General features: G+C 59.5%; 16 protein-coding genes. 8 read left to right on the top strand and 8 right to left on the bottom strand.

The window, feature by feature from the left end; translation table 11 throughout:
- Window positions 1-97 precede the first annotated feature (97 nt).
- The 4 genes from BLU63_RS28795 to pdxR all read right to left on the bottom strand — a co-directional run bounded on the left by BLU63_RS28795 (window position 98) and on the right by pdxR (window position 3,455).
- Window positions 98-808: an ATPase gene (locus BLU63_RS28795; protein WP_083376867.1), complete on the bottom strand. Its 711-nt coding sequence runs from the start codon at window positions 806-808 to the stop codon at window positions 98-100.
- Window positions 809-1,034: 226 nt separating this feature from the next.
- Entirely contained in the window at window positions 1,035-1,448 is a 414-nt protein-coding gene (locus BLU63_RS28790; RefSeq protein ID WP_010459886.1) for a cupin domain-containing protein, read from the bottom strand.
- A gap of 156 nt (window positions 1,449-1,604) precedes the next feature.
- Complete coding sequence (locus tag BLU63_RS28785; RefSeq protein ID WP_010459887.1) at window positions 1,605-1,898, bottom strand: antibiotic biosynthesis monooxygenase family protein; 294 nt, start codon at window positions 1,896-1,898, stop codon at window positions 1,605-1,607.
- Window positions 1,899-2,021: 123 nt separating this feature from the next.
- A complete protein-coding gene (gene pdxR, locus BLU63_RS28780) occupies window positions 2,022-3,455 on the bottom strand; it encodes a MocR-like pyridoxine biosynthesis transcription factor PdxR (protein ID WP_083376866.1) in 1,434 nt (477 codons plus the stop codon).
- Between the two features lie 206 nt (window positions 3,456-3,661).
- Between pdxR and BLU63_RS28775 the strand changes: the two genes are divergently transcribed.
- From BLU63_RS28775 to BLU63_RS28765, 3 genes are all read left to right on the top strand, one after another.
- Complete coding sequence (locus BLU63_RS28775; RefSeq protein ID WP_010459889.1) at window positions 3,662-4,102, top strand: carboxymuconolactone decarboxylase family protein; 441 nt, start codon at window positions 3,662-3,664, stop codon at window positions 4,100-4,102.
- Window positions 4,103-4,188: 86 nt separating this feature from the next.
- The gene (locus tag BLU63_RS28770) at window positions 4,189-5,109 is read left to right on the top strand and encodes a LysR family transcriptional regulator (protein WP_174604237.1); all 921 of its coding nucleotides are present in this window, start codon (window positions 4,189-4,191) and stop codon (window positions 5,107-5,109) included.
- A 175-nt stretch (window positions 5,110-5,284) separates the two neighbouring features.
- Window positions 5,285-5,806: a GNAT family N-acetyltransferase gene (locus BLU63_RS28765; RefSeq protein WP_083376864.1), complete on the top strand. Its 522-nt coding sequence runs from the start codon at window positions 5,285-5,287 to the stop codon at window positions 5,804-5,806.
- Window position 5,807: 1 nt separating this feature from the next.
- Here BLU63_RS28765 and BLU63_RS28760 read toward each other — a convergent pair whose 3' ends face one another.
- Window positions 5,808-6,500, bottom strand: a complete 693-nt coding sequence (locus BLU63_RS28760; protein WP_083376863.1) for an aspartate/glutamate racemase family protein — start codon at window positions 6,498-6,500, stop codon at window positions 5,808-5,810.
- 78 nt (window positions 6,501-6,578) lie between these two features.
- Between BLU63_RS28760 and BLU63_RS28755 the strand changes: the two genes are divergently transcribed.
- A complete protein-coding gene (locus BLU63_RS28755; protein ID WP_083376862.1) occupies window positions 6,579-7,355 on the top strand; it encodes a helix-turn-helix domain-containing protein in 777 nt (258 codons plus the stop codon).
- Window positions 7,356-7,425: 70 nt separating this feature from the next.
- Window positions 7,426-7,920: a hypothetical protein gene (locus BLU63_RS28750; RefSeq protein ID WP_010459894.1), complete on the top strand. Its 495-nt coding sequence runs from the start codon at window positions 7,426-7,428 to the stop codon at window positions 7,918-7,920.
- A 130-nt stretch (window positions 7,921-8,050) separates the two neighbouring features.
- Here the strand turns inward: BLU63_RS28750 and BLU63_RS28745 are convergent, their stop codons facing one another.
- The gene (locus BLU63_RS28745; RefSeq protein WP_042932102.1) at window positions 8,051-8,272 is read right to left on the bottom strand and encodes a hypothetical protein; all 222 of its coding nucleotides are present in this window, start codon (window positions 8,270-8,272) and stop codon (window positions 8,051-8,053) included.
- An 8-nt stretch (window positions 8,273-8,280) separates the two neighbouring features.
- Window positions 8,281-9,708 (bottom strand): cytochrome-c oxidase, cbb3-type subunit I, encoded by a 1,428-nt coding sequence (gene ccoN, locus BLU63_RS28740; RefSeq protein WP_010459896.1) that lies wholly within the window; start codon window positions 9,706-9,708, stop codon window positions 8,281-8,283.
- 274 nt (window positions 9,709-9,982) lie between these two features.
- Between ccoN and BLU63_RS28730 the strand changes: the two genes are divergently transcribed.
- From BLU63_RS28730 to BLU63_RS28720, 3 genes are all read left to right on the top strand, one after another.
- Entirely contained in the window at window positions 9,983-11,656 is a 1,674-nt protein-coding gene (locus BLU63_RS28730; RefSeq protein WP_010459897.1) for a nitrite/sulfite reductase, read from the top strand.
- A complete protein-coding gene (locus BLU63_RS28725) occupies window positions 11,653-12,132 on the top strand; it encodes a DUF934 domain-containing protein (RefSeq protein ID WP_083376860.1) in 480 nt (159 codons plus the stop codon). Before BLU63_RS28730 ends, BLU63_RS28725 begins: the two co-directional genes overlap by 4 nt.
- Before the next feature lie 255 nt (window positions 12,133-12,387).
- Window positions 12,388-13,356, top strand: coding sequence for a hypothetical protein (locus tag BLU63_RS28720; protein ID WP_083376859.1), 969 nt, complete (start codon window positions 12,388-12,390; stop codon window positions 13,354-13,356).
- A gap of 115 nt (window positions 13,357-13,471) precedes the next feature.
- On the opposite strand, the gene BLU63_RS28715 is transcribed toward BLU63_RS28720, so the two are convergent.
- On the bottom strand, window positions 13,472-15,826 hold the full coding sequence (locus BLU63_RS28715) for a tetratricopeptide repeat protein (RefSeq protein WP_083376858.1): 2,355 nt from the start codon (window positions 15,824-15,826) through the stop codon (window positions 13,472-13,474).
- Between the last annotated feature and the right edge of the window lie 177 nt (window positions 15,827-16,003).

Raw genomic sequence — 16,003 nt, 5'->3', positions numbered from 1 at the left:
CTGTTGAATGAAAAAAACCCGCATTGAGAGATGCGGGTTTTTTTTTGGGGTAGACGTGCTCATTTCATTGTGATTAAAGGCAAGATTATGCTGAGCGCTAGTACGACGCTTGAAGTTGTTTTGACTCAATGGCTGATAGTATCTCTGTGGGTTGCATCACTAAATTGTTGAGCGATTGATCAAACTTTTGCAGTGCCCGAATTTGCACATTCTGTTGCTCGTTAATATCCGCCACAATCTCTTCACTGCGCTTGTAATCGGCCCATAACGGACTCAACGCTTTGGCATCATGCCCTTGAGCAGTGCCGATATAATTGAAGTTTGAGTCGTAGAACTGCCCACTCACATGCGCTTCGATATCCGAACTGCGCGATGTGATCAATTGGCTGCGGGTGTCGACAATGGCGACCACGTCGGGCTTCGCCGCCCTGAGGCTTTGCATGTCCGGATACACCGTCACCGAGCCGAACTGGCGTTGTAACGATGCCTTGACCCAGTCCACGGCATGGTCCGGTCTGGAGGTGGCCACGTAGGCGTCGTGGATCGATTGCACCAGCAGGCTCTGGCCGAAGCCGGTGCCGGCGTTGGCCTGGTAGTGTTGCAGGTAGTCGCGGTTGGCCTGGGTGTTGCGGCTGTAGACGATACCCAACGAAACCTGGTGGCCGTTGGGGACGTGCGTGGCATTGCTGCGGCCAACCGGTCCAGTAAAAAGGCCTTCCAGCGAAGACCCGGCTTTGGGCGCAGTGGGAACAGAGCAGCCCGCCAGGATGAGGGTCATTGTTAATGTACTGACAAGCGCAAGTTTCATGGTGTTACTCCAGTGAAACAACATGAGTCGGAAGTTGTAATGTCGGAATATCCGGCGAGTTATCCAGACTAAACCTGTCGCTGCACAATGAAATAGCCAGTCGCTGCACTTCTTGGCTGGCCGATAGTTTAATTGGGTTTAAGCGAGGCCCAGTAATTACGCCGGGAAATAAAAAGGCCCGAAATGTTAATTCGCGCCTTTTTATTTATGGCTATCCCTTCAGCTATCAGTTTTCCAAGGGGATCAACACTTTCTCGTCGGGGGACAACACCATGAATACCAACAGTTTGGCAGGCTTGGTTGCACTGGCGTTTTTCGAAACCAAGTGTTCCGAACCGGCGGGTTCGTACCAATACTGTCCGGCCTTGTAAGTGATTGCTTTCTCACCCTTCACTTGAGAAATAACCGCACCCGACAGCACGTAGGCCATGGCAGTGCCTTCATGCTTGTGGGCAATCGACGATTGGCCGGGTTTGTAGTCGACCTCGATCATCATGGCTTTTTTGCCGGGCACGTTTTTCAGCGCTTCATCCTGCAATACCGTGATCTTTTCTGAAGGGCCTTCGTGAGCAATGGCAGTCGCAGAAACGGTCAGGGCGAGGGCAGCCAGGGGAGCAGCAAGGATACGCAAAGCTTTCATGGACATTCACCTGCGGTTGGTTTAGTTGTCAGAAACAACAGTAGTGCGCAGGTGGGGCCAATCAAACAGCCAATATTCGCGAAGGTGAGGGGACCAATCTGTAGCGGCCCTGTGGCGAGGGGACAAGCCCTCCGCCACAGGGCCGCTACAGGGTGTTCAGCGGATCGGGAAGCTGTTGAAGTCGACGGAATTTGCCAATCGATTGTCGATCAGGCCAATAAAGCCTTGTACTTCAGGGCAGTTGAAATGCGATTGCATGGCCGCTTCCGATTGCCAGCGGGCGCTGACGGTCCAGCGGTTGCTGTCCTCTGGGCAGCGGTCGACCATATAGGAATCACAGCCCGGTTGCTGACGCAGGGTGTCGACAATCTTTTGCAGTTGCTTACCCAGTTCTTCCGAGCGGCCGGCGGCGGCCTGCACCTGTACGGTATTGATCACTTCGTTGGACATTGCTCACACTCCTGAATCAGGCCGGACGAATCCTGCTCACTGAGGGATAACGCTTATGCAGGATAGGCCTGCACCTGTGGACCGCCAATAGCCAATCGCTGGATAAAGACGCAGACCAATCGATCAGGCCACCTGCTGCAAAATGTCGCGCAAACGGTCCAGGGCTATGTCGATGTCCAGGGTTTCGATGGCGCCAAAGCCCAGGAACAGCCCGGCCCGTGGCGCTTGCTGGTAGAAAAAGCTGTCGATAGCGTAGAGGCCGACTTCGACCTTTTTCGCCAGTTCGATCACCAACGGAATATCGATAGGCACTTTGCACATCACCACCATGTGAAACCCGGCCGTGGTGGGCACGGGTTCAAGCCAGGGCGAAAGGTCGCCCGCCATGCGCGACAGGATCCGCTCGCGACGTCCGGCATAGATCGTATGGCAGCGCCGGATGTGCTTGAGCAGGCAACCTGCGGCGATGAACTTGGCCAGCGCCCACTGGGGCAGGGTGGAGGTGTGCAGGTCGGTCAGTTGCTTGGCGCGGATGACGGCTTCAAGAATCGCCGGCGGCAACACCGCATAACCGAGGCGCAGCTCCGGCAGCATGGTTTTCGAAAATGTCCCGACGTAGGCGACGATGCCACGCTCATCCATGCTTTGCAGTGAATTGGTCGGGCGGCCTTCGTAGCGAAACTCGCTGTCGTAATCGTCCTCGATGATGATTGCGCCCAACTCATAAGCCCGTTCCAGCAGCGCAACCCGGCGCGCCTGACTCATCGGCATGCCCAGCGGAAACTGGTGGGACGGCGTGACGTAAATCAGCCGGGTGCCCAAGGGGATCTTGTCCACTTCAATCCCTTCGGCATCCACCGGCACCCCGATCACCGTGGCCCCATGGGTGCCAAACAACAGGCGAGCCGGCGGATAGCCGGGGTCTTCCATGGCGACAATGCTGCCCGGACGGGTCAGCACCCGGGAGATCAGGTCCAGCGCCTGTTGCGCGCCATTGCACACCACCACGTCTTCGTCCTGGCAATTGACCCCACGGGAAAATGCGATGTGCCGGGCGATCGCGTTGCGCAGCGCCGGCAGGCCTTCGGGCAGGCTGTAGAAGCCCTTGGAACCGGCAATCTGACGCAACGCGTGAGAGGTGCAGCGCCGCCAATCGTCCTGCGGAAACTGGCCTTTGCTGGTCGCGCCACCGATGAAGTCGTAGCGTAACGAGCCCTCCAGGGTCGGGTGGCGCAGAAACACCGGCAGGTTGCGCCAGGACTCGATCACCTCGAAGCTCGCCAGCTGTGAATGGCTTTGCTTGGGGGCGGCTTTGGCTGTCCGGGCGTTGACGAACGTGCCTTTGCCGATCACCCCGGTGAGGAAGTTCTCATAGGTCAGTTGCGCGTAGGTGTCGGAAATGGTCTTGCGCGAAATGCCCAGCTGTTCGGCCAGCAAACGACTGGGTGGCAGTTGCGTCCCGGCTGCCAGGCGGCCGGATTCAATGGCGCTGCGCAGTTGGTTGTACAACTGGCCTGCCAGGTCCTTGCGGCCGTTGATGACAACATGAAGTTCCATACCGGCGAGGCTCCTGGAGCGATTGAGGCGCGTGTGCGTCGCGCCAGATTACCCGCATGAGCCGCCGTGCAGAAGTTGCGTGGGCGAAAACCCCGGGATTGGTCTGCCGCCGAATGGTCCACGGCTTTTTCGCCGAATTGGATCTGTAACGCCGCTGCGTCAGCGCCTACCTTGGGGGTCTTCATTTGATCCAAGAGGGTCACCCCATGAGTTCCCGCCTGGATTACTACAGTGCGTCGCCCAAAGCGATGAAAGCGATGATTGCCATGGAGGCCTTGACCAGCAACCTCAGTATCGAGCCAGCCTTGCTGCATTTGATCAAGATCCGCGCCTCGCAACTCAATGGCTGCGCCTTCTGCACCGACATGCATTCAGTGGACGCGCGGCGCCTTGGCGAGACGGATCGGCGCTTGTATTCGATTGTGGTGTGGCGCGACAGCGGCTTCTTCAACCCTCGTGAACGCGCGGCGCTGGCCTGGACCGAAGCGGTGACCTTGCTTTCCGAAAGCCATGTGCCGGATGACGTCTACGCCGTGGCGCGTGAGCAGTTCAACGAAAGCGAAATGGTCGACTTGACCATCGCGGTCACCACCATCAACAGCTGGAATCGCCTGGCGGTGAGTTTTCGGCAAAGCCCCAGCAGCTGAATCGATTTTCCGCCGTAGGTGTCACGTCAGGTTCATAAACGCTGCGCAGGATGAGGGCTTCAAGGATAGATCGACAGGAGTCATTGATGTCATTCATGGAATCCACCCGCGCCGCCGGTATCGATCCGGTACTGGCGCAGTCTTTCCGGGTCAGCGCCCGTTGCGGCTGTTTCATGCAAGCGGCCCGCAGCCTCAACATCAAATCAACTCAGTTGCGCAAACACCTCGCGCAGCTCGAAACGCAATTGCAGTGTTCGCTGTTCAATCACCAGGACAATGGCCTGGCCTTGAGCCGTGAAGGGTTGCAGCTTCAGGCGCAATTGATCGCCCTGGCCCATGAACACGACGTGCCGGTGATCGAACAGCCGCTGATTCGGTTGGCTGTGGCCGAGTCGATCTTGCACGACATCCTGGGCCGCGATCTGGTCTCGTTGCTGCGACGCAACGCCAGCGTGCGCCTGGACATCATCACGCTGGACAGCGAACTGTCGCTGCGAGCGGTCAGTGCAGATGTGGTGCTGTGGCTGGCAGGCACCGAGTCACCGCTGCCGGGCCCGAGTTTCCCTGTCAGCGAGCCTCAGCCTTTGGCGCGACTGGATTATCTGCCGCATATCGCCAAACGTTATTCACGGGTAGCGGCCCGCCCCGACAGCCTCGATGACCTCGCTGACTTCATGTTGGTGCAATGGCAGCCTGATCGTCAGGTCGAGAGTTTTCGGCCGTGGAATGGCGTGGTCGATCAGCGTCTGGCCGGCGTGGTGCAGTTGCATTCTTATGAGCTGATGCTGGAAATGATTCGTTGCAGCGCCTGCATTGGTTTGCTGCCCAATTACATGAGCCAGTTTGACAGGGGGCTGGTCGGGTTATCGGGGTTGTTCGACCAGCCGATGCAGCGCCAGGTGTGGATGGCGGTCAATGCCGAGTCTGCGGGGCAGGCCGAGGTGCAGATGATCGTCGAACTGATTCACAACACCTTCAACGAGCGGCGGGAGTGGTTCGAAGCCTAACCCCGATCCAAACTGTGGGAGCGAGCCTGCTCGCGATAGCGTCGTAACATTCAATATCCAAGGTGACTGACCCGCCGCTATCGCGAGCAGGCTCGCTCCCACATGGGATTCTCGCCATTCCAGGAGATGGTGTTGTAGAGTAAGCGGCCATGTCTGCATCAAGGATGAGTCAACCATGCCCGCCACCGATTCTGTCATCACCCTCGAACGCTTCAGCGAATCCCACATCGACGGCGTCACCGCGCTCTACAACGAGCCGGCGATTACCCGTCAGGTCCTGCAAATGCCGTTTCAATCCACCGAGATCTGGCGCCAACGCCTGGCTTCGGATAACGAGCGGCTGGTGAAGCTGGTGGCGCTGCATCAGGGCGCGGTCATCGGCAACATTGGTCTGGAGCAGTTCTCGCGGATCCGCCGCAGCCATGCCGGCAATCTCGGCATGGCGGTCGCGGTGCAATGGCAAGGCAAAGGCGTGGGCTCAAAACTGCTGGCAGCGGCGCTGGACGTCGCCGACAACTGGATGAACCTGCAACGGGTCGAGCTTTCGGTGTACGCCGACAACGAAGCGGCCATCGGGCTTTACCGCAAGTTCGGTTTCGAGACCGAAGGCCTGTTCCGTGACTACGCCGTGCGGGACGGCCGACTGGTCGATACCCTGAGCATGGCGCGCCTGCGCCGCTCACTCAAGTCCGACTGACTCAGTCACCCAGCGCGAACGCCACCGCCGCCTGCGCATGCAGTGCGGTGGTGTCGAGCAAGGGCAGGGCGCTGTGCTCGGGTTTGATCAGCAGGCCGATTTCCGTGCAGCCGAGAATGATCGCCTGGGCGCCACGCCGAGTCAGGGACTCGATGACCTGCTGATACACCTTGCGTGACGCCTCGCTGATCACCCCGACGCACAACTCGTCATAGATGATCCGGTGCACGGCGTTGCGTTCCTCGGCGTCCGGCACCAGCACCGTCAACCCCATCGCGCTCAGGCGATCCTTGAGAAAGTCCTGTTCCATGGTGAACGCCGTCCCGAGCAACCCGACTTTCAGCGTTCCGGCCTCCACGGCGGCCTGACCGGTCGGGTCGGCGATGTGCAGGAACGGAATACTGATCGCGGCCTGAGTCTGCCCGGCCACCTTGTGCATGGTGTTGGTACACAGCACCACGCATTCGGCACCACCGGCCTGCAGTCGCTGCGCCGCATCCACCAGAATCGCCGCCGCGTCGTCCCAGCGCCCGGCATGCTGGGCCTGTTCGACAGGGCCGAAGTCGACGCTGTACATTAGCAATTTCGCCGAACGCAACGGCCCGAGCCGGTCGCGAACCTGTTGGTTGATGAGGCGGTAATACTCGGCGCTGGACTCCCAGCTCATGCCGCCGATAAGGCCGATGGTGCGCATGGCGTGCTCCTGTTGTTGGCAACCCTTTGCAAGAGAGTGTCCAGTGGATCCCGGTTTCGATCTATCAGGAAATTTCACATGCCTGATGTCATAAGTCAGCGTTTGTTCGACGGCAAAGTCTGCCTGCAACTCTTGCCCCGTGCGGCGTACAGCGCGCGTGACGCGGCGCAGTCGCAAACGCTTGGGGTCACGCTGGAGCGTCAGCAGGGCATACACGCCATCGATTCCGACCGTCGGGTGGATTTCGATACCTTGCCCGGCGTCTTGGCGTATACGCCGATCGGCGTCGAGGTGTTCTCCGAGTCCGTCACCGGTGGTGAATACCTGCTGATGCGCCTGGACGAACCGTTTGCCGATGAACAGTTACCCTGTGTCACCCGCCGTGTGCAGTCTTCAGGCAATCGACGTGCGCTGACCCTGGCACGAGCGGTGCGGCGTCTGTTGCTCGCGCCGCAGCCCGATCCACTGGCGTTTGAGCAGTGTGCGCTGGGGCTCGTTGACTTGACCCGGCAGAAAATCGACACCACACAGCGGATCACGTCCATGTCCTTCGTCCGGGTGCTGGAGCAGATCGCCGAGCAGTTCCACCAGCCTCTGACGCTTGCGCAACTGGCCGACACCTACGGGCAGAATCCGCTGCGTTTCCTGCGCGATTTCACCCAAGCCATGGGCCTGACGCCCCATGCTTATCTGGTGGAAGTTCGCCTTCAAGCGGCACGCCGCTTGATCGAACGCACAGACCTGAGCCTGGCCAATATCGCCCTGGATTCGGGGTTCGCCCATCAGTCGCACATGGGCAGCGCGTTTCGCAAATACCTGGCCATGACCCCCAGCCAATACCGTTCACGCTTTTAGTCGTACGCCGGCAGCGCGCATCTGCCATGCTCAACGTCCGCAGCACCGCTTCAACCAAAGGAACACCGCAATGGACGACGTACAGCAACTGGGCGAGATGCTTCGCCACTATGCAGAAAGCGAAGCGCACAAGAAGCAAGTGTTTGAGTCGCAATCGGCCGTGTGGGCGACGCGCATTGGTGAACTGTTCGACCAGATCCAGCAATGGCTGGAGCCGATCCAGGTGCCGAACCTGCTGGAAGTGAGTCGCGAGGTGTATGTCGCTTCAGGGCCGAGCGTTCCGGTCGAGTCGTCGACGTTCAAGACCGAGAAACTGAGCATTGTCATTGCCGGCAAACCGGTGGAGTTCGTGCCGGACGTGATGGGCGTCGGTGGTCAGATTTCGTTGGCGGTGATGGGTTTGACGGCCGCGCGGTATGGCAGCATTTCGCTGGTGTGCCTGCCGCCTTCGACGAGCTGGCAATGGCGCAAGACCAATGGTTTGAAAGACCCGGATACGTTTGCCTTCGACGCGAACTTCCTGGCGCAGCAGTTGCAGAGCCTGATCCCCCGCGAACGCGGCTGATTCTCTGACCTTACACATAATCCTGTGGGAGCGAGCCTGTTCACGATGACGGTGTATCAGTCAGCATTAATATCGACTGACACTGCGCCATCGCGAGCAGGCTCGCTCCCACATTTGGATGTGTGGTGTGTCAGATTTCCAGGTTGACCCAACCGGGTTTAGCTTCTTCGGGGGCTACCGCCTTCACAGTCTTCCCCGTCGCCAACTCCACCCGCCGCGCCACCTCAGGGTCATCGGCAAACGGAATCAGGCTCGCGTCCTCCAGGCTCTCGGCCGTCTGGTGTTTCAGGCAGTACTCGATTGCCAGCCAAAACCCCACGACCCCAAACAGATTCAGCACTATCTCGGTCATCTCAAACCTCACGCAATCTGCGCTTCACGTTCGGCCATCGCCATGTCCGAAACCCGCACGGTGCGCCACGTGTTGTAGGCCATCAGCAACATGCCGCTGAGGAAGAAAACCCCGCCGGCAAAGCGCACCACGAACCCCGGATGGCTGGCCTGCAAGGCCTCGACGAACGAGTAGGTCAGGGTGCCGTCGTCGTTGATCGCACGCCACATCAACCCTTGGGTGATGCCGTTGACCCACATCGAGGCGATATACAACACCGTGCCAATGGTCGCGAGCCAGAAGTGCAAGTTGATCAGCGGCGTACTGAACATCTGCTCACGACCGAAGACTTTCGGCACCATGTGGTAAATGGCCCCGAAGGTGATCATCGCCACCCAACCGAGGGCGCCAGCGTGGACGTGGCCGATGGTCCAGTCGGTGTAATGGGAGAGGGCGTTGACCGTTTTGATGGCCATCATCGGTCCTTCGAACGTCGACATCCCGTAGAACGCCAGCGACAGCACCAAAAAGCGCAGGATTGGGTCGGTGCGCAATTTATGCCAGGCGCCCGACAGGGTCATCATGCCGTTAATCATCCCGCCCCAGCTCGGTGCCAGCAGGATCAGCGACATCGCCATGCCCAGCGACTGCGCCCAGTCCGGCAGTGCGGTGTAGTGCAAGTGGTGCGGACCGGCCCAGATGTACAGGGTGATCAGCGCCCAGAAATGCACGATCGACAACCGATACGAATACACCGGCCGCCCGACCTGTTTCGGCACGAAGTAATACATCATCCCCAGGAACCCGGTGGTCAGGAAGAAGCCCACCGCGTTATGCCCGTACCACCACTGCACCATGGCGTCGGTGGCCCCCGAATACACCGGATAGGACTTGAACCAGTCCACCGGAATCGACAGGTGATTGACCACGTGCAGCATCGCGATCACGACGATGAAGGCACCGAAGAACCAGTTGCCGACGTAGATGTGCCTGGTCTTGCGCTGCACCACGGTGGTGAAGAAGACGATGGCGTAGGCGACCCAGACCACGGTCATCCATACCGCGCCGGAGAACTCGATCTCGGCGTATTCCTTGGTGGTGGTGTAGCCCAGCGGCAGGGTGATCAGCATCACCACAATCACCGACTGCCAGCCCCAAAAGGTGAACGCGGCCAGTTTGTCGGAGTACAGCCGTACCTGACACGTGCGCTGCACCGCGTAGTAACTGGCGGCGAACTGCGCACTGCCGGCAAAGCCGAAAATGACCAGGCTGGTGTGCAGCGGGCGCAAGCGGCCGAAGGTGGTCCACGGCAGGTCGAGGTTCATCTCGGGCCATACCAGTTGCGAGGCGATCCACACCCCCATTGCCATCCCCACGACGCCCCAGACGATGGTTGCCACGACGAATTGGCGGACGACCTTGTAGTTATAGGCCTGTCCGATTGTTGCTGTGCTCATGGTCAATGCTTCCACGGTTGCAAAGTCTTGCCAGGCCACCCGGACTGGCATGTCGTCCACTGTAGAAACCCTGCCCGAAACAAAACAGACTCAGAAAAACCGAGTTTATGCGGATCAGATACGAGGCCTGCCTGCGGTGATCTGACGCACTCTGATACGGTTTTTTAGCACTCAGGTGAATCTGTAACGCGCTGCGCCGTAGGTTCATAGTCACTGCCACAAGCACCGCCACCCCTGTAGCAGAGCGTGCGATCCACCCTGATGAGGTAGCCACATGTATCAGTACGACGACTATGACCGGGCCCTGGTCTTCGAGCGGGTTGCGCAGTTTCGCGATCAGGTCGAGCGTTTCATGACGGGCGAGTTGAGCGAGGAAGAGTTCCTGCCGTTGCGACTGCAGAACGGCCTGTATATGCAAAAGCACGCCTACATGCTGCGCGTGGCGATTCCTTACGGCACCCTGAGCGCCAGGCAGATGCGCACGCTGGCGAGCATCGCCCGGGACTATGATCGCGGTTACGGCCACTTCACCACTCGGCAGAACATGCAGTTCAACTGGATCGAACTGGCGCAGGTGCCGGATATCCTCGAACGACTTGCCCAGGTCGAGATGCACGCGATCCAGACCTCCGGCAACTGCGTGCGTAACATCACCACCGAAGCGTTTGCCGGTGTGGCGGCGGATGAACTGATGGACCCGCGACCGCTGGCCGAGATCCTGCGCCAGTGGTCGACCATCAACCCGGAATTTCTGTACCTGCCGCGCAAGTTCAAAATTGCCATCTGCTCGGCGGAGCAGGACCGCGCCGCGATCATGATGCATGACATTGGCCTTTATCTTTATCGCGATGACAGTGGGCAGATGCTGCTGCGGGTCATTGTCGGTGGCGGGTTGGGGCGCACGCCGATTCTTGGATTGCAGATTCGCGAGGGTTTGCCCTGGCAGCATTTGCTTTCCTATGTCGAGGCGGTGCTGCGGGTCTACAACCGTCACGGCCGACGCGACAACAAGTACAAGGCGCGGATCAAGATTCTGGTCAAGGCCCTGGGCATCGAAGCTTTCGCCAGGGAAGTGGAGGAAGAATGGCAGTACCTCAAGGACGGTCCGGCGCAGTTGACCGACGTCGAATATGAGCGGGTCGCCAGTGCCTTCGTGGCTCCCGATTACCGTTCACTGTCCGACACGGACCTGAATTTCGGCACGCGCCTGGCCGAGAACCCGGCCTTCGCACGTTGGGTTACGCGCAACGTTCAACCGCACAAGGTCGCGGGTTACACCAGCGTGGTGCTGTCGACCAAACCGGGCTTCGACTCACCACCGGGGGACGTGACGACCGAGCAAATGTTGGCCGTGGCCGAGTGGTCCGAACAGTTCGGGTTCGGCGAAATTCGCATCGCCCATGAACAGAACATCGTGCTGCCGGACGTACCCAAAGCTGATCTCTACGCCCTGTGGTGCCTGGCCTGCGAGCAGGGCCTGGGCTGCGCCAATATCGGTTTGCTGACCGACATCATCGCGTGCCCCGGCGGCGATTTCTGCGCGCTGGCTAACGCCAAATCGATCCCGATTGCCCAAGCGATCCAGGCACGTTTCGAAGACTTGGATTACCTCCACGACCTGGGCGACATCAGCCTGAACATTTCCGGCTGCATGAACGCCTGCGGTCACCACCACATCGGCAACATCGGCATTCTGGGCGTCGATAAGAACGGCAGCGAGTGGTACCAGATCACCCTCGGCGGCAGCCAGGGCAAGAACAGCGCCCTGGGCAAAGTCATCGGCCCGTCCTTTAGCGCTGCCGAAGTGCCCGAGGTTATCGAGCGGATCATCGCCACGTTCGTCGATTACCGCGAGAGCGAAGAACTGTTTGTCGACACCTTGCAGCGCATTGGTCTTGAGCCGTTCAAGGAGCAGGTTTATCCAAAGTTGCTGGAGGTCTCGGCATGAACAATCTGTTGCGACTGGTGGAGGGTGTGGCGCGGATTGTGGCTGACGATCCTTGGGTGCTGGTCAGGGACGCAGAGGGTGAATTGCCGGACGGGTCAGTGATTTTACCGTTGAGTCGCTGGCTTCAAGCGCCCGCACAGCATGCGGTCTGGCTGGGGCCTGACGACGAGGTGGAAAGTCTGAAGCCGTGGTTTGACGCATTGCCGCTGATTGCCCTGGATTTCCCGAGTTTCCGCGACGGTCGCGGTTACAGCCAGGCGTACCTGCTGCGTACTCGGTTGGGCTGGACGGGGGAATTGCGCGCGGTCGGTGATGTGCTGCGCGATCAGCTCAGCCACATGCGCCAATGCGGATTCGATAGTTTCGCGGTGCGCGAAGACAAATCCGCCGAGGACGCGCTGAAGGGATTGGCCGGGATGAGTGTGCTCTATGGGCGTTCAGTGATTGAACCGCGGCCGTTATTCAGAAGACGCTGAAACCGACACCGATGTTTGCAGCAACGGTCGAGCCGCACGAGGTTGCGTTCGGCGGCGGAGCCGTCGTAAACCCGGAGCACGCGGTACTCATGACACAACGTGCAAACTGATTTCTCGACTGCTGCGCAGGCGAACGCAGACTCGCAAACTCGACAGCTGCTACGGGCGCGCCCTCGGCATTTTTGCTTGGGCCGCTGATGGCATTTTGGTAGAGTCCACGCCTCATCAGGGAGTCGGTAAAGAAAGGAGTCTGGTTTGAGTGTGGGCAAAAAGATTTTGGGGCTGATTGCGCTGTTGCTGATGTTGGCGCTGTGGGCCAGTTATTTTTACGTGTTCAAGGAAAACCGTGACGGCCAGTTGGGCGGAGCCTTCGACAGCACGGCCTGGTGCGGCACGCCACCGGCCAGCGATGCCGTGCTACTGGGCAAGGATCAACTGACGCTGCGCATCACCAACACGGTGCGCGGCGAGTTCATGCTCAGTGGTGCCGTGGTGGTGTCCGAGCGCACCTTCAACCGCTACGACCTGGGCCGCAACGAACTGCGCCTGCGTCTGGAACCTTTGCAGTGGTCGTTCGGCGTCACGCCGATGTTCCTTGAGCAGGTCAAGGTCCAGCCGCTGAGCCGCAACCTCGCGTCGGCCAACAAAAGCGCCTACGCCGAACTTGAGCCAAGGCCCATCGGAGTGCAGGGCCGGGCCACGGATTTTCCCTTCGATACCTACCGTTATGGCTACAAACCGGTGCTGTATTACCTCAAGGGCAACGAGCGCATCGACTTGAGGTTCAAAAACATCACCACGCTGATGGAGATGTCGAACACGTTCACGCCGGTCCAGAAGTACAACCGCGTCGACTACATCAACGAACGCAACGCGATGATCCGCGACGAAGACTACAAGGCCTACGGCGCCCACGAGTGTGCATTCAGCGTTGAGCGCAAAGGCTCGTTCAAGGTGATCGTGCTGCTCTTGTTGCTGGTGCTGTGCCTGCCGCTGCTGCACGTGTTCTATCGCGATGAACCGGGGATCGATTTTCTCGCCACGCTGGTGAGTATCGGCGCGATCCGGGTGTTGCTGGTGGGGCCGATGAAGGACTTCCAGCTGTACACCATCGACTTTTTGTTCGCGGGGGTGATTATCCTGGTGGGCACGGTGTCGCTGATCAAGGCGATGCGGGCGAACAGCCGGCGGGAGTTGGCGTTGAAGAGTGGTTCTTCGTGGTAAATCCGATCTGAAACCGGGTTGACGCCATCGCGGGCAAGCCTCGCTCCCACCAGGATTGCATAAACCCTGTAGGAGCGAGGCTTGCCCGCGAAGAGGCCTTCGGGTCAACCATCGGTCATTTCAACGCCGGATCGCCCCCGTTCATTTTCTTCCAGCGTTGCAACAGCACCTGCGCCTTCGGTTCCTGCCCGTTATCCAGGTAGTACTGGATCAGCGACAACCGCGCATTGCGGTTGGCCGGTTGCACGTTCAACAACCGCTCCAGCTCTTCGCATGCCTCATCAACCTTGCCGCTGTCGTGCAACGCCACCGCCAGCACGTAGCCGTATTGGGCGTTCTGCGGTTCCAGTTGCGCGGCTTTGCGCAAGGCTGGCATGGCTTGCGCTGACTGGCCCGCACGCACCAGCGCCAAGCCCTGGGTGTGTTGCAGCAGGGCGTTGTCCGGGTGTTCTTTCAGGCTTTGTGCCAACAGCGTCTGCGCTTCCTGGCCGCGTCCATTGGCTTCCAGCCATTGCACCAGCGTGACCAGCGCCGGGTAGAAATCCGGATCACGCTTGAGGGCGGTGCGCAGCAGCGATTCGACTTCGTCGTTGCGCCCGCTGGCCTGGTAGAGCATCGCCAGGTTCAGGTTGGACTCGGCGCGCTCGGCCAGGCTTTTTTGCACCGCTTCGTATTCGGCAATGGCCGCGTTCCAGTTGGCCTGGGCGCTGCCCAATCCGTTACGCGCGACGCTCAGCAAGTCTCGGGCCGCGACGATCCGCACCGCCTTCACCGGATCGCCCAGCAACGGCGTCAGCAGCGGCGCACGCTCCGGTGGCGGCAGGAACGCACTGATTGCCCGCACTGCGCTTTCACGCACCTGCGGTGCAGGGTTGCTCAAGTCCTTGGTCGCGAGTTTCAAGGCCTGTTCGCTCGGGTATAGCGGCAGTTCTGCCAGCAAGGTGGCGCGCTGAATCGCCGGCAGGTTGCTGCGCTGCAACTGTTCGTACAAGGCTTGCGCGGCGCCGGGCTGGCCGTTGCGAATCAGCCACAGGCTTTCGTCGTAGCGTGGCGCCTGCGCCGTGGTGGCGGTGTTCCAGAGTTTGAATTGCTCAGTGACCTTGTCGCCGGCCTTGCCTTGGTGACAGGTCAGGCAGGCGTCCGGCGTGCCGAGTTTTTTTGCCCGCTCCGGGTTGGGAATGCTGAAGCTGTGGTCGTGCCGGAAGTCGTTGCCCATGTAGAACTTGCCGGGCATGTGGCAATCCACGCATTGGGAGCCAGGCTGGCCCGGGGTGTGGCGGGTGTGTTCGATGGAGTCGTAGTTCTTGGCTTGCAAACCCTTGCCATCGACGCCTGTCACCGAAGTCTTGCCGGCGGTGTTGTGGCATTGCAGGCAAACGCCGTTGCCCGGGGCCTTGAGTTCGGTGCTGTGGGGGTTGTGGCAGTTGCTGCAACGCACGCCCTTGTCGAGCATTTTGCTTTGGGCGAAGGAGCCGTGTTCGAACACTTCATCCTTGATCTTGCCGTCCAGCGCGTACAGCTCGCGGGTCAGGGGGCTCGGCAGGTAGTCGTCCATCAAACGCTTGCCAACGGTGTAGCCGTCGCCCAGCGGTGCGCGGCGCGAATGGCAGCGGGCACAGGTTTCGATTTCGACCGTGGCGTCCTTGTCCTTGAGGTCGACCGCAAAGCCGGCGTGGATCAGATCACCTTTCTTCGCCGTCCATTCCAGGTGGTTGGACGCGGGCCCGTGGCACGCCTGACAACCGACACCGAGGCTGTTCCACTGGCTGTCGAAGGTGTTTTTGGCCGCGTCGAAATTGCGCTTGTAGCCAGTGGTGTGGCATTCGACACACATGAAATTGGCGTTCTGGCTGGGCTTGCTCCAGTGCAGCGGGTTCTTGAAATTCACGCCCTGGCCCGGATAGAGGTGGAACCAGCGGTTTCTCTCGGTATCCCAAGCCACACCCAGCGCTTGCAAGCGACCTTCGCCGACCTCTATCAGGTATTGCTGCAACGGCGCGATGCCAAAGGTGTAGGCCACTTTGAAGTCGGCATTTTTGCCGTCAATCCCGGGCGTGTTGACCCAGAAACCGTCGTCCTTGCGCGAGAAACGGGTGGTTTCGTTTTGCGCCTTGAACGTGACGTTATTGAAATCGCCCAGCATCGTTTCGGCATTGGCCTCCTGCATCGCCAACTGGTGATGGGAGCCTTGCCAATCTTTCATCTGTTCGCTGTGGCAGCCCTGGCATTGTTGCTCATCGCCCATCTTCGCCGGTGTCACGACGACGGATTGCGCTTTGGCCGGCTGAACAGTCGGCGTACTGACGGGCACGGTATTGATCGGCGCTGGCGTGCTGTACAGCAGAAACCAGCCGATTGCCGCCACGGCCACCAGCAAGACGCCGATGGTTACGGGAAACAGGTAACGGTTAATCAATGTCGGTGGTGAATCAGGGGTTGGGGTTGCTGCTTTATTTTTATATTTCGGCATTGCAGCTTCCATAGTCCAGTGCATTTGCCGTCAGGCGTGCGTTGAAGCTTGATGCAGCTTTGCCGGAGGTTCTGTGTCTGTCAAATGGCGCTTGTGAGCCATTGCGCAGCGATAGATAAATAGTGTGCTTTTTGACAACAAAACGCTGTGCGTTGGCTATAACTGTAATTCCCGTAT

It is taken from the genome of Pseudomonas mandelii (assembly GCF_900106065.1).
Lineage (GTDB): Bacteria > Pseudomonadota > Gammaproteobacteria > Pseudomonadales > Pseudomonadaceae > Aquipseudomonas > Aquipseudomonas mandelii.
The sequence above is the reverse complement of the archived record's forward strand: the minus strand, read 5'-3'. Positions and strand labels throughout refer to the sequence as shown.